Origin of the sequence: Comamonas sp. F1-6 (assembly GCF_039581415.1) — a bacterium.
Taxonomy (GTDB): Bacteria; Pseudomonadota; Gammaproteobacteria; order Burkholderiales; family Burkholderiaceae_C; genus Comamonas; species Comamonas thiooxydans.
This window is the reverse complement of the sequence record NZ_JBCPWN010000027.1, coordinates 1-16352: the sequence shown is the minus strand read 5'-3', so window position 1 is coordinate 16352 and position 16352 is coordinate 1. Positions and strand designations below refer to the sequence as shown.

The 16352-nt window shown below is 60.9% G+C and carries 24 protein-coding genes and 1 tRNA gene; 4 read left to right on the top strand and 21 right to left on the bottom strand.

Annotated elements, in window-relative coordinates; all coding sequences use genetic code 11:
- Positions 1 to 15 precede the first annotated feature (15 nt).
- Both AAIL66_RS21225 and AAIL66_RS21220 read left to right on the top strand, forming a co-directional pair.
- Positions 16 to 102: transfer RNA gene (locus AAIL66_RS21225), tRNA-Leu, on the top strand.
- A gap of 71 nt (positions 103 to 173) precedes the next feature.
- Positions 174 to 1310, top strand: a complete 1137-nt coding sequence (locus AAIL66_RS21220) for a tyrosine-type recombinase/integrase (RefSeq protein WP_343497695.1) — start codon at positions 174 to 176, stop codon at positions 1308 to 1310.
- Positions 1311 to 1331: 21 nt separating this feature from the next.
- Here AAIL66_RS21220 and AAIL66_RS21215 read toward each other — a convergent pair whose 3' ends face one another.
- From AAIL66_RS21215 to AAIL66_RS21155, 13 genes are all read right to left on the bottom strand, one after another.
- Positions 1332 to 1547 (bottom strand): hypothetical protein, encoded by a 216-nt coding sequence (locus AAIL66_RS21215; protein ID WP_343497694.1) that lies wholly within the window; start codon positions 1545 to 1547, stop codon positions 1332 to 1334.
- Complete coding sequence (locus AAIL66_RS21210) at positions 1544 to 2731, bottom strand: hypothetical protein (RefSeq protein ID WP_343497693.1); 1188 nt, start codon at positions 2729 to 2731, stop codon at positions 1544 to 1546. The genes AAIL66_RS21215 and AAIL66_RS21210 overlap by 4 nt, the downstream gene beginning before the upstream one ends.
- A gap of 13 nt (positions 2732 to 2744) precedes the next feature.
- Entirely contained in the window at positions 2745 to 2960 is a 216-nt protein-coding gene (locus AAIL66_RS21205; RefSeq protein WP_343497692.1) for a hypothetical protein, read from the bottom strand.
- A 3-nt stretch (positions 2961 to 2963) separates the two neighbouring features.
- Entirely contained in the window at positions 2964 to 3167 is a 204-nt protein-coding gene (locus AAIL66_RS21200) for a hypothetical protein (RefSeq protein WP_343497691.1), read from the bottom strand.
- Positions 3168 to 3188: 21 nt separating this feature from the next.
- Positions 3189 to 3377 carry a hypothetical protein gene (locus AAIL66_RS21195; RefSeq protein WP_343497690.1) on the bottom strand — a complete coding sequence of 63 codons (189 nt, stop codon included), beginning with the start codon at positions 3375 to 3377 and terminating at the stop codon, positions 3189 to 3191.
- A 23-nt stretch (positions 3378 to 3400) separates the two neighbouring features.
- A complete protein-coding gene (locus AAIL66_RS21190) occupies positions 3401 to 3565 on the bottom strand; it encodes a hypothetical protein (RefSeq protein WP_343497689.1) in 165 nt (54 codons plus the stop codon).
- A gap of 21 nt (positions 3566 to 3586) precedes the next feature.
- Entirely contained in the window at positions 3587 to 5671 is a 2085-nt protein-coding gene (locus AAIL66_RS21185; protein ID WP_343497688.1) for a replication endonuclease, read from the bottom strand.
- A gap of 6 nt (positions 5672 to 5677) precedes the next feature.
- Positions 5678 to 6235 carry a hypothetical protein gene (locus AAIL66_RS21180; protein WP_343497687.1) on the bottom strand — a complete coding sequence of 186 codons (558 nt, stop codon included), beginning with the start codon at positions 6233 to 6235 and terminating at the stop codon, positions 5678 to 5680.
- Between the two features lie 35 nt (positions 6236 to 6270).
- Complete coding sequence (locus tag AAIL66_RS21175; RefSeq protein WP_343497686.1) at positions 6271 to 6420, bottom strand: hypothetical protein; 150 nt, start codon at positions 6418 to 6420, stop codon at positions 6271 to 6273.
- Positions 6417 to 6743 (bottom strand): hypothetical protein, encoded by a 327-nt coding sequence (locus tag AAIL66_RS21170; RefSeq protein WP_343497685.1) that lies wholly within the window; start codon positions 6741 to 6743, stop codon positions 6417 to 6419. The genes AAIL66_RS21175 and AAIL66_RS21170 overlap by 4 nt, the downstream gene beginning before the upstream one ends.
- 92 nt (positions 6744 to 6835) lie before the next feature.
- A complete protein-coding gene (locus AAIL66_RS21165) occupies positions 6836 to 7357 on the bottom strand; it encodes an ogr/Delta-like zinc finger family protein (RefSeq protein WP_343497684.1) in 522 nt (173 codons plus the stop codon).
- 14 nt (positions 7358 to 7371) lie between these two features.
- Positions 7372 to 7683 (bottom strand): helix-turn-helix domain-containing protein, encoded by a 312-nt coding sequence (locus AAIL66_RS21160; RefSeq protein ID WP_043008494.1) that lies wholly within the window; start codon positions 7681 to 7683, stop codon positions 7372 to 7374.
- 95 nt (positions 7684 to 7778) lie between these two features.
- Positions 7779 to 7997 carry a hypothetical protein gene (locus AAIL66_RS21155; protein ID WP_343497683.1) on the bottom strand — a complete coding sequence of 73 codons (219 nt, stop codon included), beginning with the start codon at positions 7995 to 7997 and terminating at the stop codon, positions 7779 to 7781.
- 80 nt (positions 7998 to 8077) lie between these two features.
- Here AAIL66_RS21155 and AAIL66_RS21150 point away from each other — a divergent pair, with 80 nt between their 5' ends.
- Together AAIL66_RS21150 and AAIL66_RS21145 are read left to right on the top strand one after the other, a co-directional pair.
- Positions 8078 to 8827, top strand: a complete 750-nt coding sequence (locus tag AAIL66_RS21150; RefSeq protein ID WP_343497682.1) for a S24 family peptidase — start codon at positions 8078 to 8080, stop codon at positions 8825 to 8827.
- 60 nt (positions 8828 to 8887) lie between these two features.
- Entirely contained in the window at positions 8888 to 9412 is a 525-nt protein-coding gene (locus AAIL66_RS21145; protein WP_343497681.1) for a hypothetical protein, read from the top strand.
- A gap of 61 nt (positions 9413 to 9473) precedes the next feature.
- Here the strand turns inward: AAIL66_RS21145 and AAIL66_RS21140 are convergent, their stop codons facing one another.
- The 8 genes from AAIL66_RS21140 to AAIL66_RS21105 all read right to left on the bottom strand — a co-directional run.
- Entirely contained in the window at positions 9474 to 10625 is a 1152-nt protein-coding gene (locus AAIL66_RS21140) for a contractile injection system protein, VgrG/Pvc8 family (protein WP_343497680.1), read from the bottom strand.
- Positions 10626 to 10627: 2 nt separating this feature from the next.
- Positions 10628 to 11074, bottom strand: coding sequence for a phage tail protein (locus AAIL66_RS21135; protein ID WP_343497679.1), 447 nt, complete (start codon positions 11072 to 11074; stop codon positions 10628 to 10630).
- Positions 11075 to 11079: 5 nt separating this feature from the next.
- Complete coding sequence (locus tag AAIL66_RS21130; protein ID WP_343497678.1) at positions 11080 to 14721, bottom strand: phage tail tape measure protein; 3642 nt, start codon at positions 14719 to 14721, stop codon at positions 11080 to 11082.
- A 42-nt stretch (positions 14722 to 14763) separates the two neighbouring features.
- Positions 14764 to 14934, bottom strand: coding sequence for a hypothetical protein (locus AAIL66_RS21125; protein WP_343497677.1), 171 nt, complete (start codon positions 14932 to 14934; stop codon positions 14764 to 14766).
- Positions 14935 to 14944: 10 nt separating this feature from the next.
- Positions 14945 to 15064 carry a GpE family phage tail protein gene (locus AAIL66_RS21120; RefSeq protein ID WP_043006564.1) on the bottom strand — a complete coding sequence of 40 codons (120 nt, stop codon included), beginning with the start codon at positions 15062 to 15064 and terminating at the stop codon, positions 14945 to 14947.
- Between the two features lie 8 nt (positions 15065 to 15072).
- Positions 15073 to 15408, bottom strand: coding sequence for a phage tail assembly protein (locus AAIL66_RS21115; RefSeq protein WP_063664699.1), 336 nt, complete (start codon positions 15406 to 15408; stop codon positions 15073 to 15075).
- A 41-nt stretch (positions 15409 to 15449) separates the two neighbouring features.
- On the bottom strand, positions 15450 to 15959 hold the full coding sequence (locus tag AAIL66_RS21110) for a phage major tail tube protein (protein ID WP_043006557.1): 510 nt from the start codon (positions 15957 to 15959) through the stop codon (positions 15450 to 15452).
- A gap of 26 nt (positions 15960 to 15985) precedes the next feature.
- A partial coding sequence (locus AAIL66_RS21105) for a phage tail sheath C-terminal domain-containing protein (RefSeq protein ID WP_343497676.1) occupies positions 15986 to 16352 on the bottom strand: 367 nt, incomplete at its 5' end.

The following is a 16352-nucleotide window of genomic DNA, read 5'->3' as shown; positions in this document are numbered from 1 at the left end:
TGCGCATTGCTGACCGCGCGGGTGGCGAAATTGGTAGACGCACCAGGTTTAGGTCCTGACGGTGGCAACACCGTGCCGGTTCGAGTCCGGCTCCGCGCACCACGAATAAAAACCGCTTAATCCAAGCGAACCCTGCATAAGCCCGCTTTCTCCTATGAGAGCGGGCTTTTTTCTTGCCTGTTTTTCGTCGGGCACTCCTACCGAATCCAGCAGAATACTGTTTAAAACTACAGTCTCTTCCCGCGCGGTTCCCGTTCCCGATCCCGCGCGGGATTTGGCAGCAAGGATTTGATATGGCGTATCTGAGGAAGGTTAAGAACGGCTGGCGCGCGGAAGTTGAGCGGGCAGGCGTGCGCAAGACGGCCACGCGGCCCACAAAGGCAGAGGCCCAGGCCTGGGCCGTGGCCGAAGAGGCTGCGATTCTTGCGGGCGCGCGGGGAGAATTCCCGCAGCGCACGCTGGCCGAGGCAGTTGAGCGCTACCGCAACGAAGTCACAAACAAGAAGACCGGCAGCACAGCACGGGCCGACAATCTGCGGTTTGATGCTTGGTTGAGGGACTATCCTGAGCTGGCCGCTAAGGTATTTCACCAGATTACCGGCAATGATTTGGCCGCGTGGCGTGATGCTCGCTTGAAGCATGTCAGCGGGGCCAGCGTGCTGCGTGAGGCTCAGCAGTACCGGCCCATATGGACGTTGGCCATCAAGCAATGGAAGTGGGCAGGCTCAAGCCCATGGAAAGAAATTACGCTCCCTGCCGCATCCTATGCGCGGCGCAGGGTCAGCCGCTGGATGGAAGTGCGCCGAATCCTCCGATCTGCAGGCGTGTCGCTTCGCGTGGCGCCACAGACTGCAATGCAGGAAACGGGCTGGGCCATGATGGTCGCCCTTCACACTGCAATGCGTAGCGGGGAAATTCTGAAACTCTCGCGCACCACGACTGACCTCAAGCGCAAGGTTTATGAGCTGCCTCATCACAAGACAGAATCTGCGGTTGGAGCACGCCGAGTGCCGCTGACCACGCGGGCAGCTCGCTTGCTCAAGATTCTGGAAGATCAGGCCCATCGTGAGGGCCGGGACACCTATTTCACGATCAGCGATGCAAGCCGCGATGCCCTATATCGCAAGCTGCGTGACCGCTGCATGGTTGAGGGGCTGCGCTTTCACGATCTGCGCGCCACATCATTGACGCTGCTCAGCAAAAAGGTCGATGTAATGACGCTGGCCCGCATCAGTGGCCATGTCAACATCAATGAGCTTTTCAATACCTACTACCGGGAGAGTCCCGAGGAAATTGCGGCGAGGCTGTAACCACGCCCCGCCGCTGTTCTTTCACTTCCCGCCCTTCATCCAGGCCTGCACATCGCTTTGCCGCCAGTAGCGCAGGCGGCGGCTCACGTTGATGAATGGCTTGGGGAAGTCCGGGCGCTTTGTGATGCGGTCTGTGACATGCACCCTTGTGACGCCTAGCATGGCGGCGATGCCTGCAGTATCCAGACGAGGCACTGCACTGGCCATTGGGTTTTGTTGGATGTTAGCGGTGTTCATGTCGGTTTTCCTGTTCTTTTCTTGATTGCAGTCTGCTCGGTTTGGCCGCCTGTTAAGTCCTCAAGTACCTTGGCAGCGAAACGCTCAAGAAAGGGGAGTATCTGAAATGCTAGATCTGGCGCGTCAGCCTCTTTTGCCAAGCGGGTGATGGCATCGCGGTCTGGGAGACTGCTAGAGCAGGTGCTGATGGCCCTGGAGATAACCTTGGCAGCAAAATCCCCAAGGAAAGAGAGCATGACGCATGCGTCAGCAGGCGCATTGGCCTCTTTTGCCAAGCGGATCACATCGTCTTGCGTAAACGCCGCGCGCCCATAAAGCACTGCCACGGCTGCGGGCGCGCCTGCTGCCTGGGTGGCGGCAAGCGCGGCACGATATGCATTCACTGCAGTAACGATCAATTCACAGTCGGCCAGCTTGCGAGCAATACCGTTGTCATCACGGTATTCGTCGTCGCCCATGATTTCCGCGTCGTAGGGCAAGCCTTGGCAATCGGGCGCAGTCACAAAGCAATCCCGCAACTCGCCATCCACTTCGCGCTTACGCACGCTCCACAGACCTGGCGTGCCACCATCAGGCACTGCCACAGCTGCGGGCGCGGCTGCTGCCGGGGTGGCGGCAAGCATGGCGAGGTAGGCGGAAATGGCAGCACGCGCCTTTTCCATGTGTGCATCGCTCGGAGCGCCGTCAAAGTCGTGGCCTTCGCACACATCGACCATCGATTCCAGCGCTTCAAGCAGAGCTGTAACCTCTGCAGGCACTGCCACAGCTGCGGGCACGGCTGCCGGCGTGGTGGCAAGCATGGCGAGATAGACGGCCTCTGCCTGTGACGGCTTTATATCTGCCGCATGTGCCCCTGCAATCTTTTGCTCCATTGTTGGCACTGTCACGGGTGCGGGTGCTGCCTGGGTGGCGCTCATGCATTGCTGCTGGCGTCCCAATCCCCGGCACTCTTTTACCAACAGCTCGCACAGCACTTTCTGTGCTATGTGTAGCTCTTGCTCTCGGTTGACCAGGGCGCGGCCACGGCTGCTCAGCAATTCATTGCCGGTCAGATCGGCCAGTCCATCCGATACTGCGAGTTTTCTGACGCCCAAGCCGATGATGACCGTGTGCAGCGCCACTGCCATATGTGCTTTTGCTCCATTTTTGATAGCTTCATGCGCTTTTCGGTATTGCTCTTGCATTGCTTTTCTCCATTTATGCGCGGTGTTTGATGCTCTGGCCCATGACGATGCTTGGCGGCTGGTTGCGCATGCTGCGGTGCTGCAGCTCTGGGCACTTGTATGGCTCGCCGCCACGCCATGAAATCCGCGGTGCCTGGGCGTAGGTGATGCGCTCTGCGGCGCGGGCTTCTTCCCATTTCGCTTTTTCAATGGGGTGGTGCAGGCTGACGTTGGCTTTTTTCTTGGTCATGGCTTAGCTCTCCACGCGCTCAGCGCGCAGCACTTTTTTGCCGCTGACGTGCTGGGCCGCGACTTCGGCTTGCTCGCAGCTGGGGGCCTTGACGCGAATGGTGGGCAGTTGGCCAGCGTCTGCCAGATCCTCTATGTCGGCGGCATTGGCGTGTTGGGGAATCAGGATGGCGCGATAGCTGTGCAGCGCGGTGATGGTGTGGCTCATGGTGATGCTCCCTGGATGGTGTTAGCCGACCAAGCGCAGCTGTGCGCTTGTGTCGGTGGTTACGTCTGCTGCCGGCTGACGGCGGCGGCGCTTGGACTTGGCTGCAGCCAAGCGTTCGCGCTCGGCGGCGAAGACGGCAGCGAGGTGGTCGTGAGTGGTGTGCGCGGCTGTCACGTAGTCGCCATTGATACGGCGTTGCCAGCAGTGCACAGTCGGCTCTGTGCGGCTGGCCTTCATGGCTGCACCTCTTCATCTGCGCAGACTGACCCGTCTTCATTCAGCAGTGCGCCGCAGTCGAGGCACTTGAAAATAGGATCTGGCGGCAGATGGCAGAAGCGTTCCAGTTCAATGCTTTTGCAGCATGCGCAAGCGGTTGGTTTCTGGTGGTTTTCGGGCATGGGTGAACCTCCTTTGATGGATCAGTGGAAGAAATGGGCTGCTTGTTGGAAGCGATCGGCCAGCTCTTGGCGGCGGAAGGCTGCGGAATCTGGTGGCAGGTAGTTTTTTTGAGCCTCAGATTCGTGTTTTGCGTTGCAGTGAATCTGGTTTGCGGTGGCGCCCTGTAGGCGGCCCGTGAAGTTATTGAAACCAGTCCAAGCGGCAGGCAAAGCCTGCCGTGTCTGCGCCTCTTGGCAGGCGCTGTCGATGACGCCATCGGCATCTGCAGCCACGTCTGCGACGTGCGCCGCCTGAGTCTTTTCGGTGCAGTGCGCCCACTGGATGCGGCGGCTCACAAGCCAATGGCCGCGAGCGCGTCCGCGCTGAATCTCCACACCGCGCACTGGCCCGACTGTGAGTTCATCGCCATACATATTTGTGGCGCCAGCCTTGGCAGCGCGGCGGGCAGGGCGCAGCAGCCAGTCATGGCGCTTGCAGCTGTGGCCGCCCATAGACTCCATGAATGCGCGCCAGTCCGCGCGCATTTCTCCCTCGCGGTGGCAGGCCTGATAGGCGCGCTGGATCTTGCGCTGTGTCTCAGGGCAGAACAGGTCAAGCTGCTGCGGCTGGTCTTTACTCACGCGGCGCAGCTCGCGCCACACCGTCACGCTGGGCATGCCAAAGGCCTGGAACTGGCGAATGCTCCATGTTGCGGCCCAGGCGTCCACACGGCGCTGGGCGGCCATGCCATTGGTGTCTTTCAGCTCTGGCTGCACGGGCTTATCAAGGCCCAGGCGCATCTGTATCTCTTGACCCTGCACCACATCCATGTGCTCGGCCAGGGCGATGTGGCCCACGTTCTTGGCGATGTACTTGGCCACATAGCCAGCGGCGCCGCCAGCCTCCATGCGCTTCACATCCACGCGGTTTTCTTTGGCGCCGCGCTCGGTGCCGTCTTCGCTCAGCCAGTATTCGCTGATGGTCTCCACCAAGGCGCTGGCAGCCTCTTCGTCCTCTGTCCATACCAGCATGTGCCAGTGCGGCGTGCCATCGTGGTGTGGCTCCACCACACGCAGGCCATAGCGGCGGATGTTCTGGCGGTCCAGCTTGGCCAAAACTCGCTTCCATTGAGCCAGCATCCACTGCTGACCCTCGCGCGGGTCGGCGCCGTTGAACTTCGGGTTGCGCTCGGCCCAGCGCTTTGCGCCATTGCCCACCAGCCGCATGGCGTGGTACTTGCTGGGCAATGTCAGCGTCAGGAACAGGCCCACATGGCCATGGGCATCGGCATACTCTTCGGCGCCACGAATGCGCGTCATCAGCTCGCCGCCGCGAATGGCTGGGTTTGATGTGCTCAGCGCGGACAGCTCGGCAAGGTTGTAGATTTGCCCGGCTTCATTCCTGTAAAAGGTGCGGGTCAGCGCCTCGGCATTGCGGGCCAGCTGTCCCTTGCGGCGGTGCAGGCCGCTATGACTGACATAGCCGCCGCTGTTCAGATGTACCAGACCCATGCTGATGGCCCCAGCCTCCACCACGCGGGCGATGTGACGGCGCAGGCGACGGCGCCACCAGCGGGCGCACTTGGCGCGAGCAATGTCGGATTCCCCCTCAATGGGCTTGCTGACTTCCACGCCCAGCATGTCCACGATGCGGCGCACGCCATTGACGCGGGCCTGCAAAATGACCTTGGCTGATGCGGCCTGCAGCTTGGGAAAGCTCAGCGTTTGCTGGGCATGCGCCACGATGCGGTTGTCGAATTCCTCCACATCCTCGGCCAGCTTCTTGGCCCAGGCGCAGATTTCGTCATCGCTCATATTCAGGCGCAGCGCGTCACCATAGCGGTCTTCGTAGTCGGCAAGGGCTTGCAGCTTTGTCCATGCCTGCTCACTCTCGCTTGGCAGTCCCAATTCCCAGCGCGCGTATTCCTGCGAATCCATGGCCACGCCAGCAGGCGGCATTGGGGCCTTCTGGATAAAGCGGGCACGAATGGCCTTTTGCCACTCTTGAGGCGCAGACTCGATGATTCGCGCAAGGTGGTAATTGACATGCCCTTGCGTTGGCATGTGCTTGAGCCACGCCGAAAAGCTAGACGTGACGCGCTTGCGGGGAATGAGGGATACAGCCATGGCAGATCACCAAAGGCTGGCGAGAGACACAAGACCGCCCCTACCGTTTACGCCGCCAAAATGCCGTTTGATGGCGCGAACAGCGGCCTTAATTGCTTGACGTTCTGGCGGCGGCGTTTCGCGCCAGTCCCTACCCGCCAGCTCTTGCAGATTCCCGCTCAACCTAGCCAGCAGCAGGACGACCATGCGCAGCTCTTCGGGCAGGCGGAACCACTCTTGGTTTTCGGCGTCGATGTAGCCACGGCCAGATTCTCGGCAGATCGCCTTGCGCTGCATTGCCATGTATGCGCGCTCTTGCAGCGTTGGCGGCCTGGGCGCGTTCTTCTCTTGAGCGTCCCGAGCCTTCTCATTTTTCAAGATGCAATCAATCTCATTGATGCCCCGAGCGAATTCCTTGCTTGCATGCAGCGGTATCTGCTCATCTTTTGCGATGCATAGCATCTGCTCCAGAAGCATGACAACCCGGCCCCGATGACATTGAATCCATTCTTCTTTGGTAATGCGCAGCAGTTCCACTGCACCGGGCAGCAGAGGCTGCTGCTCAGCAGCAGGCTGGGGCAGCATGACAAGCGCATTTCGCAATGGGGCATTCATCCTGCTCAGACCCCCACGCAGGACAGATACCAGAAGTCTTTGCCGTACAGACCTTGGACGAACTCCAGGGCCGCGTCCCGGCTGGCAGCACCGTTGACGACGAGGCGGCGGCGCACATGCAGTGCGTCCACATGGGTGATTGCAAAGCGGATCATTCGGCACCGCCTTGCACTGCAGCCGTAGCCAGATTGCGGATATTGCGAACCTGTGCCGCCGTAGCAATCAGCGCCTGCCCCATCTCCACCGCCTGTTCCGGCGTCAACGTCCCTTGCCAACCAAAGCCCACCGCACTAGCGCGCACCGCCACCACTGCCATTGCGCTGTCGCATGGCGCCCCGACTTCGAGCATGGAATACATGCTCACACTCACGTCATCCAATTGCATGGAGCGGCTGAGTTCCCAATGTCGGAATTCACCCACCGGCTTCAATGCAGGCGCTTGGGCCTGATCGTTTTCTTTGAGGTCGGCTTGTGTCATGGCGATGCCTTTCAGGTTTTTGGGCGTGAAAAGGGCCGCAGGGCCAGAAAACTGGCTCTGTCAGCAGTGTTGAAACGGGTAGGGGGAGGGCTTTAGCTGAGCGGTAGCGCCTGATCTAAGAACAGGTCACCGGTCACCGGCTTGCTGTTCACAGGGCTATAGGGCACCGATGGGGCCACATCCATCTGGGCGCGGATCACGTCGCGGCGCATCTTGTCGGGCATGGGCAGAACGACCGAAGGGTCTGGCGTGCCGCTGGGTGACAAGGTGTGCCGAATCTCCATGCTGGCCACGAACGTGTGGCCGCATTCGACGTTGTTGCACTGGTAGCTGTACTCGCGGGTGAGCTTGCTCATGCGGCGGCTGGATCGGATGGTGCAAGGGGCATCGCAGTGCGGGCACTCCAGCCGGTTGCGGGCCTTGGGGGAGTTCTTCGCGCGCTCTGCCTTGATCTTGTCTACCGTCTCTTGCAGCAGTACGCGGTTATTAGCCTCTATGGCCTCGACATCCACGCCCATTCTTATCTTGCGGCCAGCTTGGCCCTGAGTGGACTGTGTAAAGCTGCTATGCGCCTGCAGTGCGGCCTTGTCTTCAAACGGGTTGTTTTCAGCCATGGGCACTACCTTTTTTACTTGGCGCAGCTTGCGCGGTTGTCTGGGCCGCATTCGCCGCCACCGGCACGGGCGCAGTGGCAATACATACCGACTTCGCCCAGAGTGCCAATCGCATCCAGATATTTGCGGCTGACCATCACATAACCGGCGGCGCTGACAACAGCGTCCAGCTTGCTGATGGGCACACCCTGCTGACCGCTCAATACGCGGCTGACATTGGAGCCATCCCAGCCCGCAGCCTCTGCCACGGCACTGCCGGGCTGGCTCAGGCTTTGGCGCAACGCTCTCTCAATCGTTCCAGCCCCATGGGTGATTCGCATATTCATTTCTGGTTTTCTCGGTTGGTGGCTCAGTGCGCAACTCCGCGCAACACGTATTGCGTGCGCTTGCGTGGGTGCGTGCGGAAGATGCAGGGCATGGATCAGTTGACGGCGCCCTGAGCGGTTTGCTTCTTCTCGGCCTCCCACTGCTCAAAGCCTTTGAGGGCCATCAGGCGGGTGAAGGCTGCAGCAGAGCGGCCATCCTTGGCAGCCTCTTCCATGAACCTAGTGCGCTCTGCAGAGTAGAAGCGCACGGGAATCGGCTTGTCCTTTTGGACGCCGCGGGGGGCATACCGGGATGCATTGGCGGTGGTTGTCATGGCGTGCTGTATGCTGTTTGTGGAACTAATAAATGCACTTCGGTGCGAATGATAGTGCGAGAAATCGCACAAATCAACAAATGAATGCGAAAAACGTGAACGAATTTGATTTTGGTGCGAGTTTGCGCGCAGTGATAGGCGACAGACTGCGTGCCGAGCGCGAGCGTTTAGGTATCAAGGCAGAGTCTTTTGAAGACCTTGGCCCAGGCTTCTCCAAGCGCACCATCTATGACTGGGAGTCAGGCCGGAGTAGTCCTAAAGCCGAATTTTTTGCTCTGGCAGGCACTAGAGGAATTGACATCACCTATGTTTTGACCGGCGAGCGGAATTTCGCACAAGGTGGTGCTCCTGATACAAGTTATCGCACTCTTTCCGGCCCTGCACCAGCTCCCGACAGCGATGACGATGTTTTCCATGTCCCTGTGATGGCCACAACTGCCAGCATGGGCTGCGGCAAGGACCAGCTAGACACCGATGTTGTGGTGCGCGATGTGCGGTTTTCCAAGAAATGGCTAGAGCGCAACGCACCGCACAGCCGACTGGAAGCCCTGCGCCTGATCGGCTCGGATGGCATCAGCATGCAGGGCACGATCAATGACGGCGACTTATCGCTAGTGGATACCGATGTACGCACCACAGACATTCCCGGCGTCTATGTGCTGGTGGTGGCTGGCCTGACGTTCATCAAGCGGGTATCCATCAAGCTGGACGGCACAAAAGTGGTTTCCAGCGACAACCCCGACGACCAACTAACCGAAGTGCTGCGCGGCGGCGAACAGCTCGACGTGCGCGGCATGGTGGTGTACGGGTGGAATGGGCGACGGCTTTAACAAAGCAAGTCAAGGCACATAGCCCCAAGAGGCCATAGCGAATTTCAGAGAGGGTGAGGCATGAAGAAGATCAGCATTGCCGTTTACATGACGGCAGCATTGGGCGCGTCGCTGGTGTGCAGCTCACACGCTATCGCAGGCAAAACCTTTGATCTCAGCGAACAAGGCATCAAATCCTTAGACAAAAAAATCACCAAGGTTGACCTGACGCGCCAAGTGGATGGAAAGACACAGTTGGTTGAGGTTCGACTAAACCGCGACCCACTGACAGGTGGTAAGAATGACTGGAATTGGATTGCCCAAGATGGCCATCGTCTTGCGTCCACCCTTCTGGAGAAGCCAGAAGTCAACCGAATAAGGCTTGTTTACACGTCGCCTGAAAACAAGAATCTTGATTGGGCGTATATCAACGTGAGCAGATCAGACTTGCCAAGTGACTGGGACAGTCTTTCCTATCTGCAGTTCTTTGGCAAAACAAAACCGCAGGCTGGAACGGTTGAAACAAGTCGGTGGTTGTGCGACTTCTATGGCCAATACCGCTCGGCGCGGCCTGCCACCGGGTTGCCGAAGGCTTGTAAAGGCTAAGCCAGCCACCACAAAAAGGCAGCTTACCAGCTGCCTTTTTTACGTCCTTGCTTTGCCGTGGCTATCCCTGCTCGGCCTCATCGCCCCCATCCACACCCTCACTCTGCTGGGTTTCTAGCGTCAGCTGGCTGGTGTAGCCGCTGCTGCTCAGGCTGTGGCGCACGGCGGTGACCATCCACACGGTTTCATCTATCTGCTTTTTCCAGCCGCTGACGATTACGGGGCGCTGGGGCATGACATCGGCACGGCCATAGGCCAGGGTGATGTCAAAGGAGTAAATGCCGCGCTGGATGCGCAGCCATTCGGCACGGGCGGCGGCCAGTGCGTCGGCTTCGTTGGCAAAGGTCTGGCGCAAGGTCTTGGCCCTGCCGCTGATGCCCGCCACAACGCTGGCACGGGTGCCGCGCTTGATGTTGTTGTAGAAGGCCTTTACGCCGCTGTATGAGTCCCGGTCAGAGCGTGCCCAGCGGTGCTGGTCGCCCGCGTCGCGCGTGATGGTGACGGGCGGCAGTTCCTTACCGCTGGGCGTGCGGGCCTTGCGTGCTTGGCTAAAAAGCAGCGTGCCGTTTTTGATGTTGCACAGGCAGTCCATCTGCTTACCCAGGCGGCGCAGAAACGAGGCATCGGACTCCTGCGCCTGATCGGCGTGGCCAATCTTGCGCGCGGCAATTTCCTTGTCGATGCTGACCTTGAGTTTGTTCTGTGCGCCGATGCTCTGCACGATGGTGCCCACGGTGGTCTTGTGCCAGCTGCGGTCTTTCAAGTCGCGCAGCTCATCCAGCAGGTTGGCAGCGCGGCCCCGCAGGGTGATGGTGTCAGGGGCGCCGCTGTATTCCACGGCCTGGATGGTGTAGCTACCCTTATCCACCAGCCCCAAGGGGAAGCCGCCCATTTCCTCCTGAGTGGGCGCGCGATAGGGTCCGGTGCCTCGGCTGAGCTGCCAGCCTATGGCCACGGTCATGGTGTCGCCGGTGTCGGGCAGCTCCACGGCGCCGTCATGGTCGCTGATAACGATTTCCACCTCATCGGCTTCGCCGTCGCGGTTGTCGGTGATGGTGAGGCTGACCAAGCGCGGGGCAAAGCGGGCAGAAACGTCCTGGCCCTTGACCGTCACGCGCCAGATGGGCGTGAGCTGCAGAAACAGGCGCTGTCCCTGGCCACCTGTGGACGTGGCATAGGGCTGGCGGTGGCGGATGTCGTCAATATCACTCATGGTCAGCTCAGGCTTACGGCTTCGGACATTTCAAGGTCTCCCATTTCATTGGAGTAGCCGGACTCACCCTCATCGTCCTGGTCCACGCGGCGCAGGGTCAGCGTGAATTCGATCTTGCGGGCCGTGCCGTCTATCTCGAAGTAGGTTTTTGTTTCCTGCATATCGGTGATGACAAAGGCGCCGTAAACGGTGCCGCTGCCTTCGACCAGGGCGAATGCCAGGCCGGTGTTTCCCATTAGGCGCAGCTCATCGAGGCTTGCGCGCTTGCCCTTGAACTCGGGGACGATGCTGCCGCTCAGGGTAATGATGTCCTCGCCATAGCCCAGAAACTGCGATGTGTCGCGCCCGCCCACGATGCTCTGGGTGGGGTGCTTCCAAGAGGTGCGGCGCTGCAGGTCCTGATATGAGAGGGTGTCCAGGCTGAATACGAATAGGCCGAGGCAAAGCATGGTGATTAGTTCCAATCGGTATAGCTGGCCTGCAGGCGGGCAGCCTTGGCACGGTCGCGCTGGTCAAGCTGACGCTGCACCTCGCGGGCCAGCTCCTGCATATCCATGCCTGGGGCTCCATAGACCTGGATGGTGATGGTGTCTCCCTGAATGATCGGCGCCGGGCGCTGTGCAGTGGGGGCAGGCTGAGCCAGCACCGGGCGGCGGTCGATCTGTACGGGGTCGGCCATAGCGGGCATGGCTGGCAGCTGCCGTTCTGGCATGGCCTGCACTTGCTGCATGACGGGTTGCAACTGCATGGCCTGGGCCGGTACGGTCGGCAGCTTCTGCAGTGTGGGCAGCAGCTGTTGCGCAGCGGGTGGCAGTGCCGGGGCCGCAGCGGTCTGCAGCTGCACGACCTGGGCGGGAACGGGCGGCAGCTTCTGCAGCATGGGCAGCAGCTGTTGCGCAGCGGGTGGCAGCGCTGGTGCGGCAGTGGTTTGCAGCTGTACGACCTGGGCGGGAACGGGCGGCAGCGCCTGCAGATCGGGCTGCAGTGGTTGCGCGGCGGGTGGGAGTGCCGGGGCCGCAGCAGTCTGCAGCTGTACGACTTGGGCAGGCACGGGCGGCAACGCCTGCAGCGTGGGCCGCAGCTCCTGCGCGGCGGGTGGCAGCGCCGGGGCGGCAGCGGTCTGTAGCTGTACGACCTGGGCGGGCACGGGCGGCAACTTCTGCAGCTTGGGCTGCAGCTCCTGCGCGGCGGGTGGCAGCGCCGGGGCGGCAGCGGTCTGCAGCTGCACGACCTGGGCGGGCATACCGACCTGCGGCACGGGCATTGCGGGCGCGGCCATGGTTGGAGCGGCCAGCGTGACCCCTGTTGCCATGGCCATGGCCGCAGCGGACTTGCGCACCATGCCCAAGGTGCGGTCAATACCAATGGCTGCACCTTCGCCCACGTTGACGCCTGCCGCCATGAAAACGCGGCTCGGGCTATGAATGCCCAGCTTTTCCTTGAACCAGCCGATAGCCGAATCTGCAGCACCGCCCACGGCGTCGCGCACCATGGCCATCTTGCTGGTGATGCCGTTGACTAGCCCCTGGATGATGTTGGCCCCGAACTCGCTGAATTTGGTGGGCAGCTCAAGGCCAAAGTAGCTCATGACGCCAGCAAAGGCCTGATAGAACAGACCCAGCGGACTCCAGTTGACGATGGCCGTGCTGATGGTTTGCAGCACAGCAGGGAAAGAGCCGCCCAGCTGCTGCCAGACCGTGCTTGCGGTACTGACCGTTGCGGCCCACATCTGGCCAAGCATGGACGCAATACCACTCCACACGGCAGAGGCCGTGTCTTTGATGCCTTGCCACATGCCAGAGAAGAAGCCCGGCAGACCCGCCCAGATGGTCTGCGCCGCGCTGACTGAGCTGGACCATAGGCCGGAAAGACTGGCTTTGATGGATGTCCAGGCCGCTGCGGCTTGAGTCTTGACGCTGCCCCAGACCCCGGAGAAGAAGCCAGAAATGGCGCTCCAGTTTTTATAGATTAGGTAGGCCGCGCCTGCGATGGCCGCGATGGCCAGCACAAACCAGCCCACAGGCGTGGTCAGGAGTGCCACGCCCAGCTTGACGATGACGCCCATGGTTGCACGCAAGGCCACCATGAGGCCAGAGAGCAGGGCGCCGGTGAGCTTGCTCACTACACCCGTCAGCGCACTGATGCCAGCGCCCAGCATAGGCACCTTGATGCCGATCATTCCGAACAGAAAGCGCATCAGCATGAACTTGCCCGCGATCAGAGCCAGTGGCACCAGGAGAGCGCCCAGCACAACCATCAGACCAGCCAGCACCGCGACGGAACGGGCGATACCTGCCGTCAATGCGGGGTGTTCCTTGATCCAGCCGCCCACGCTGCTGGTGATGTCGCCAACGGCCTTGATGATGTCCTTGGCATCGCCCTTGATGGTGTCGCCAATGTCTGCCATGACATTGGTAAAACCGCCCTGCGCGGCTTCCATGACATTGCTCAGTGTGCCCAGCTGCTCATTGACACGCTGCTGCAGGCTGGCCTGGGCGTCCATCTTCGCTACGGTTTCCTTGTAGCCTTCGTAGCCCTTGGCCATGAAGTTGCGCAGAACCTGCAGATTCTGGGCGTCAGTGCCGAACAGCTCGGACAGCACTTCATTCTTGAGAATGTCGTTTTCACCCAGAGCCTTGAGTTTGTCCAGCTGAGCGAACAGGTTTTCAATGCCTGCAAACTTCCCCTGCTTGTCTGCAAAGTTCAGCTTGATGCCCCGCTTGGCCAGCATGTCGTTGGTCTTTTTGAGCTTCTTGCTATCGAGTCCAGCGGCGAACACTTTGTCGATGGCGTTGCCAGCGCTGCCGCCGTCCGTCATACCTGCCTGATTCATCATCACAAGCAATGGGGAAAGCGTCTTGTAGGCTTCCTGCCCCTTTTGCCGAATCAAGGACATGGCTCCCGCCATCTTGGTGATGCCAGCCAATTGGTAATTCTGGTCGGCACCGAGGTAGGCATTCTTTTGCAGCACATCCATCAGGCCGAGCATTTCGCTCTCGGTGGCCTGGGTGGCGTCCTGCATCTTGGCCGCAAAGGCTGCAGCCCCTGTGACGGGCATTTTCAACTGCACGCCCAGCAGCGCGGCGGCTTCTCCCGTACCGCCGAGAATGGCCTGCGCAGAGATGCCTTCCTTGCGCAGCACAGTCATCATCTCGATGAAGTCAGCCGTTGTGCCGGGCAGGCGGTCCCCCAGGCGCTTGGCCAGGGCATCTATCTGCGCAAACTCGGCTTGCACGCTGCCATCGGACTGCATCATGGCCGCCCGCAGCTGGGTCGATGCATCTTCCTGTTGAGAGAACGCGCCCAGCGTGGCCTGCACCGGCTTGGCCAGGGTGCGGCCCTCGGCCACCATGCCCACGCCCAGACCCACGGCCATGCCTGCGTGCATCATTGACTTGGCGTGATTGGCCTTGAGCGCGGCCAGCTTGTCCTGCTGGGCCTTGAGTCCGGCCAGCGCCTGCTTTTGGCGCTCCATGGCGGCGGTGGCAGCCTCGATCTGGGTTTTCTGATTGCGGGACTGCTGGCCCAGGCGCTCGGTGCTGATGCCTGCGCGCTCCAGCCGCTGCTGGTAGCCCTGCAGCCGTTCCTTGCCGTTGTCGATCTTGCCGCTGAGCTGGGCAATGCCCGCCTCAGTGGTCTTGATCTGGGTACGGTATTTGCTCAGCGTGGAGTTGGAGCGCTCATAGGCAGTCTGACTGCTGAGCAGCCGAATGCGGGCCATCTCCAGCTGGCGGCTGAATTCGGGGGTAGCGGTGGCGCCGTCCTGCAGCGCCTTGGTGAGCCGGCTGTGCGACTCGCGCGCGGTCTTGAGCGATGCGGCAATGTTCTTGTGCCGCTCGCGGTGCTCCACAAGGCTGGCATTGCTGCCGGCCAGCTTGGTCTGCAGTTCCTGCAGGTCGCGTTGCTGCCCGCGCAACTGCACGCGGGTCTTGCGCAGGCCGTCAATGTCTTGCTGGGCTTTTTCGAGGTCGCGCAGCTGGTCACGGGTGGCCTTGAGTGCGGCGGCTGCGTCCTTGCTGCCGGACTGGATGCCGCGCAGGGGCGCAAGCACTCTATCGCGCAGCTCCAGAATGAGCCGCAGGCGGGTGTCAGACATGGGCACCCCCTTGCGCCAGGGCGCGGGAGTGCAGGGGGGCGGCTAGTCTTTTTCGGCCAGCAGGCGCTCGATTTCGCGGGCCTGGGCGCGGTGGTCCTCGGCGCTGGTGTGCGCCCAAAGGCCAGTGGCAGCCATGATGGGCGCCAGGGCAAAGCCCAGCACGACCAGGGCGGCCAGTGCAAACAGCGCGTAGAGGAAGAAGTTGGCTGACATGGCCCATATATTACACACCCTGATGCTGGGCGCGAATGCGGGCACGTTCACGCCATTCCATGAGGTCGGCCAGCGTCATGTCTTCCATGTCCGCAGGCCGCCAGTGAAAGACCATGGCCATATCGGCCATGGCGTCCTCTACGCAGTCAGATATTCCGCGCGGATACTCTTGCGCACGAAAAAACCCGCCACCTTGGTGCCCAGCTCGGTGATGTCGGCAGGGTCGAGCTGGGCGATTTCGTGGGGCAGCAGGGTGGGGGTGGTGATGCGGGGCAGGATCATCTGCACGGCGCCGACATCGAGCGACAGCAGCTCGGTGAGCTTGACGCCACGCAACTGGCCCGCCATGGGCTTGCGCAGGGTGATTTCCTTGACTTCGGTGTCGCCGCGCTTGATGGGGTAGTCCAGCGTGACAACTTCCACGCCTTCGACCACGGGGGCGGTGCTGGTGCTCAGGTCTTCGTTTTCGTTCATGGTGATGGGTTCTCAAATAAAGGGGAATGCAGGGCGCTGGATCACATACCGATAGCGCGGCGGATTTTGGAAAGCACGTCCTGGCCATCGACGTTGAAGACCATGCCGGGCACGTCGATCTCAATCACATCGCGCCCGTCCACGGTCAGCTTGTAGTAGCTGACGCTGATGGTGTGGGTGTGCTCGGTGTCGTCGCCCGCCTTGGCATCGCCGGGGTCGATTTCGCGCACGCGGCCACTGACCAGGACTTCCACGGCGGTGACTACGGCAGTGCCATCGTCTTCATAGGCGCCGGCAAAGCGCCACTGATTGGCGTTGTGGGTCTTGCCACCGAAAGCGCGGTAGCCGTCCAGCAGAAAGCCGCCCGCCTTGAAAGACATCTCCAGCTTTTCATGACCCAGATCCACTTCAATGGGGCCATGCATGCCGCCACCGCGCCATTCCTCGACCTTGCGCACGAGCTTGGGCAGCGTCACGCTGTCGATGAGTGCGCGCCAGACGTTGCCGTCGCCAAAAAGGTTGAAGTTCTTGAGTTTGTAAGGCAGTGACATTGATTGGTGCTCCTATGGCTTCAGGCTCAGGCCTGGATGGCAGCCGCGAATTCGGCCAGGAAATCGTCCGTGATGGATTGCTCGAAGATGAGGTTTTCCAGCGGCGGCACGGGCGTGTAGCGGTAGCTGATGAGCAGGCGGCCCGCTGCGAGGTCTTCCTTGCTGTTGCGGTCCGGGTCAAAGAAGGCTTCTGCGCCGATCAGGTAGCCGCCGCCCACGAGGTCACGAAAACGGCTGTTGATGTAGCCCAGCATGTCGCGCACCAAGCTGGGGTGCATGGGCTTGTCCACGAATGTGAAATGCGCGTCGGCAATCGTGTCGGCCAGGACCTGGGCTGTGCGGGTGTAGTTTTCAAAGGAGAACTTGCCGCCCTTCTCTTCGCAGGTACGCGAT

Coding starts and splice junctions, on each gene's coding strand:
- AAIL66_RS21215 (WP_343497694.1), bottom strand. CDS start 1,547: ATGAACACCGCTAACATCCAACAAAACCCAATGGCCAGTGCAGTGCCT.
- AAIL66_RS21210 (WP_343497693.1), bottom strand. CDS start 2,731: ATGCAAGAGCAATACCGAAAAGCGCATGAAGCTATCAAAAATGGAGCA.
- AAIL66_RS21205 (WP_343497692.1), bottom strand. CDS start 2,960: ATGACCAAGAAAAAAGCCAACGTCAGCCTGCACCACCCCATTGAAAAA.
- AAIL66_RS21200 (WP_343497691.1), bottom strand. CDS start 3,167: ATGAGCCACACCATCACCGCGCTGCACAGCTATCGCGCCATCCTGATT.
- AAIL66_RS21190 (WP_343497689.1), bottom strand. CDS start 3,565: ATGCCCGAAAACCACCAGAAACCAACCGCTTGCGCATGCTGCAAAAGC.
- AAIL66_RS21185 (WP_343497688.1), bottom strand. CDS start 5,671: ATGGCTGTATCCCTCATTCCCCGCAAGCGCGTCACGTCTAGCTTTTCG.
- AAIL66_RS21180 (WP_343497687.1), bottom strand. CDS start 6,235: ATGCTGCCCCAGCCTGCTGCTGAGCAGCAGCCTCTGCTGCCCGGTGCA.
- AAIL66_RS21175 (WP_343497686.1), bottom strand. CDS start 6,420: ATGATCCGCTTTGCAATCACCCATGTGGACGCACTGCATGTGCGCCGC.
- AAIL66_RS21170 (WP_343497685.1), bottom strand. CDS start 6,743: ATGACACAAGCCGACCTCAAAGAAAACGATCAGGCCCAAGCGCCTGCA.
- AAIL66_RS21165 (WP_343497684.1), bottom strand. CDS start 7,357: ATGGCTGAAAACAACCCGTTTGAAGACAAGGCCGCACTGCAGGCGCAT.
- AAIL66_RS21160 (WP_043008494.1), bottom strand. CDS start 7,683: ATGAATATGCGAATCACCCATGGGGCTGGAACGATTGAGAGAGCGTTG.
- AAIL66_RS21155 (WP_343497683.1), bottom strand. CDS start 7,997: ATGACAACCACCGCCAATGCATCCCGGTATGCCCCCCGCGGCGTCCAA.
- AAIL66_RS21150 (WP_343497682.1), top strand. CDS start 8,078: ATGAATGCGAAAAACGTGAACGAATTTGATTTTGGTGCGAGTTTGCGC.
- AAIL66_RS21145 (WP_343497681.1), top strand. CDS start 8,888: ATGAAGAAGATCAGCATTGCCGTTTACATGACGGCAGCATTGGGCGCG.
- AAIL66_RS21140 (WP_343497680.1), bottom strand. CDS start 10,625: ATGAGTGATATTGACGACATCCGCCACCGCCAGCCCTATGCCACGTCC.
- AAIL66_RS21135 (WP_343497679.1), bottom strand. CDS start 11,074: ATGCTTTGCCTCGGCCTATTCGTATTCAGCCTGGACACCCTCTCATAT.
- AAIL66_RS21130 (WP_343497678.1), bottom strand. CDS start 14,721: ATGTCTGACACCCGCCTGCGGCTCATTCTGGAGCTGCGCGATAGAGTG.
- AAIL66_RS21125 (WP_343497677.1), bottom strand. CDS start 14,934: ATGTCAGCCAACTTCTTCCTCTACGCGCTGTTTGCACTGGCCGCCCTG.
- AAIL66_RS21120 (WP_043006564.1), bottom strand. CDS start 15,064: ATGGCCGATATGGCCATGGTCTTTCACTGGCGGCCTGCGGACATGGAA.
- AAIL66_RS21115 (WP_063664699.1), bottom strand. CDS start 15,408: ATGAACGAAAACGAAGACCTGAGCACCAGCACCGCCCCCGTGGTCGAA.
- AAIL66_RS21110 (WP_043006557.1), bottom strand. CDS start 15,959: ATGTCACTGCCTTACAAACTCAAGAACTTCAACCTTTTTGGCGACGGC.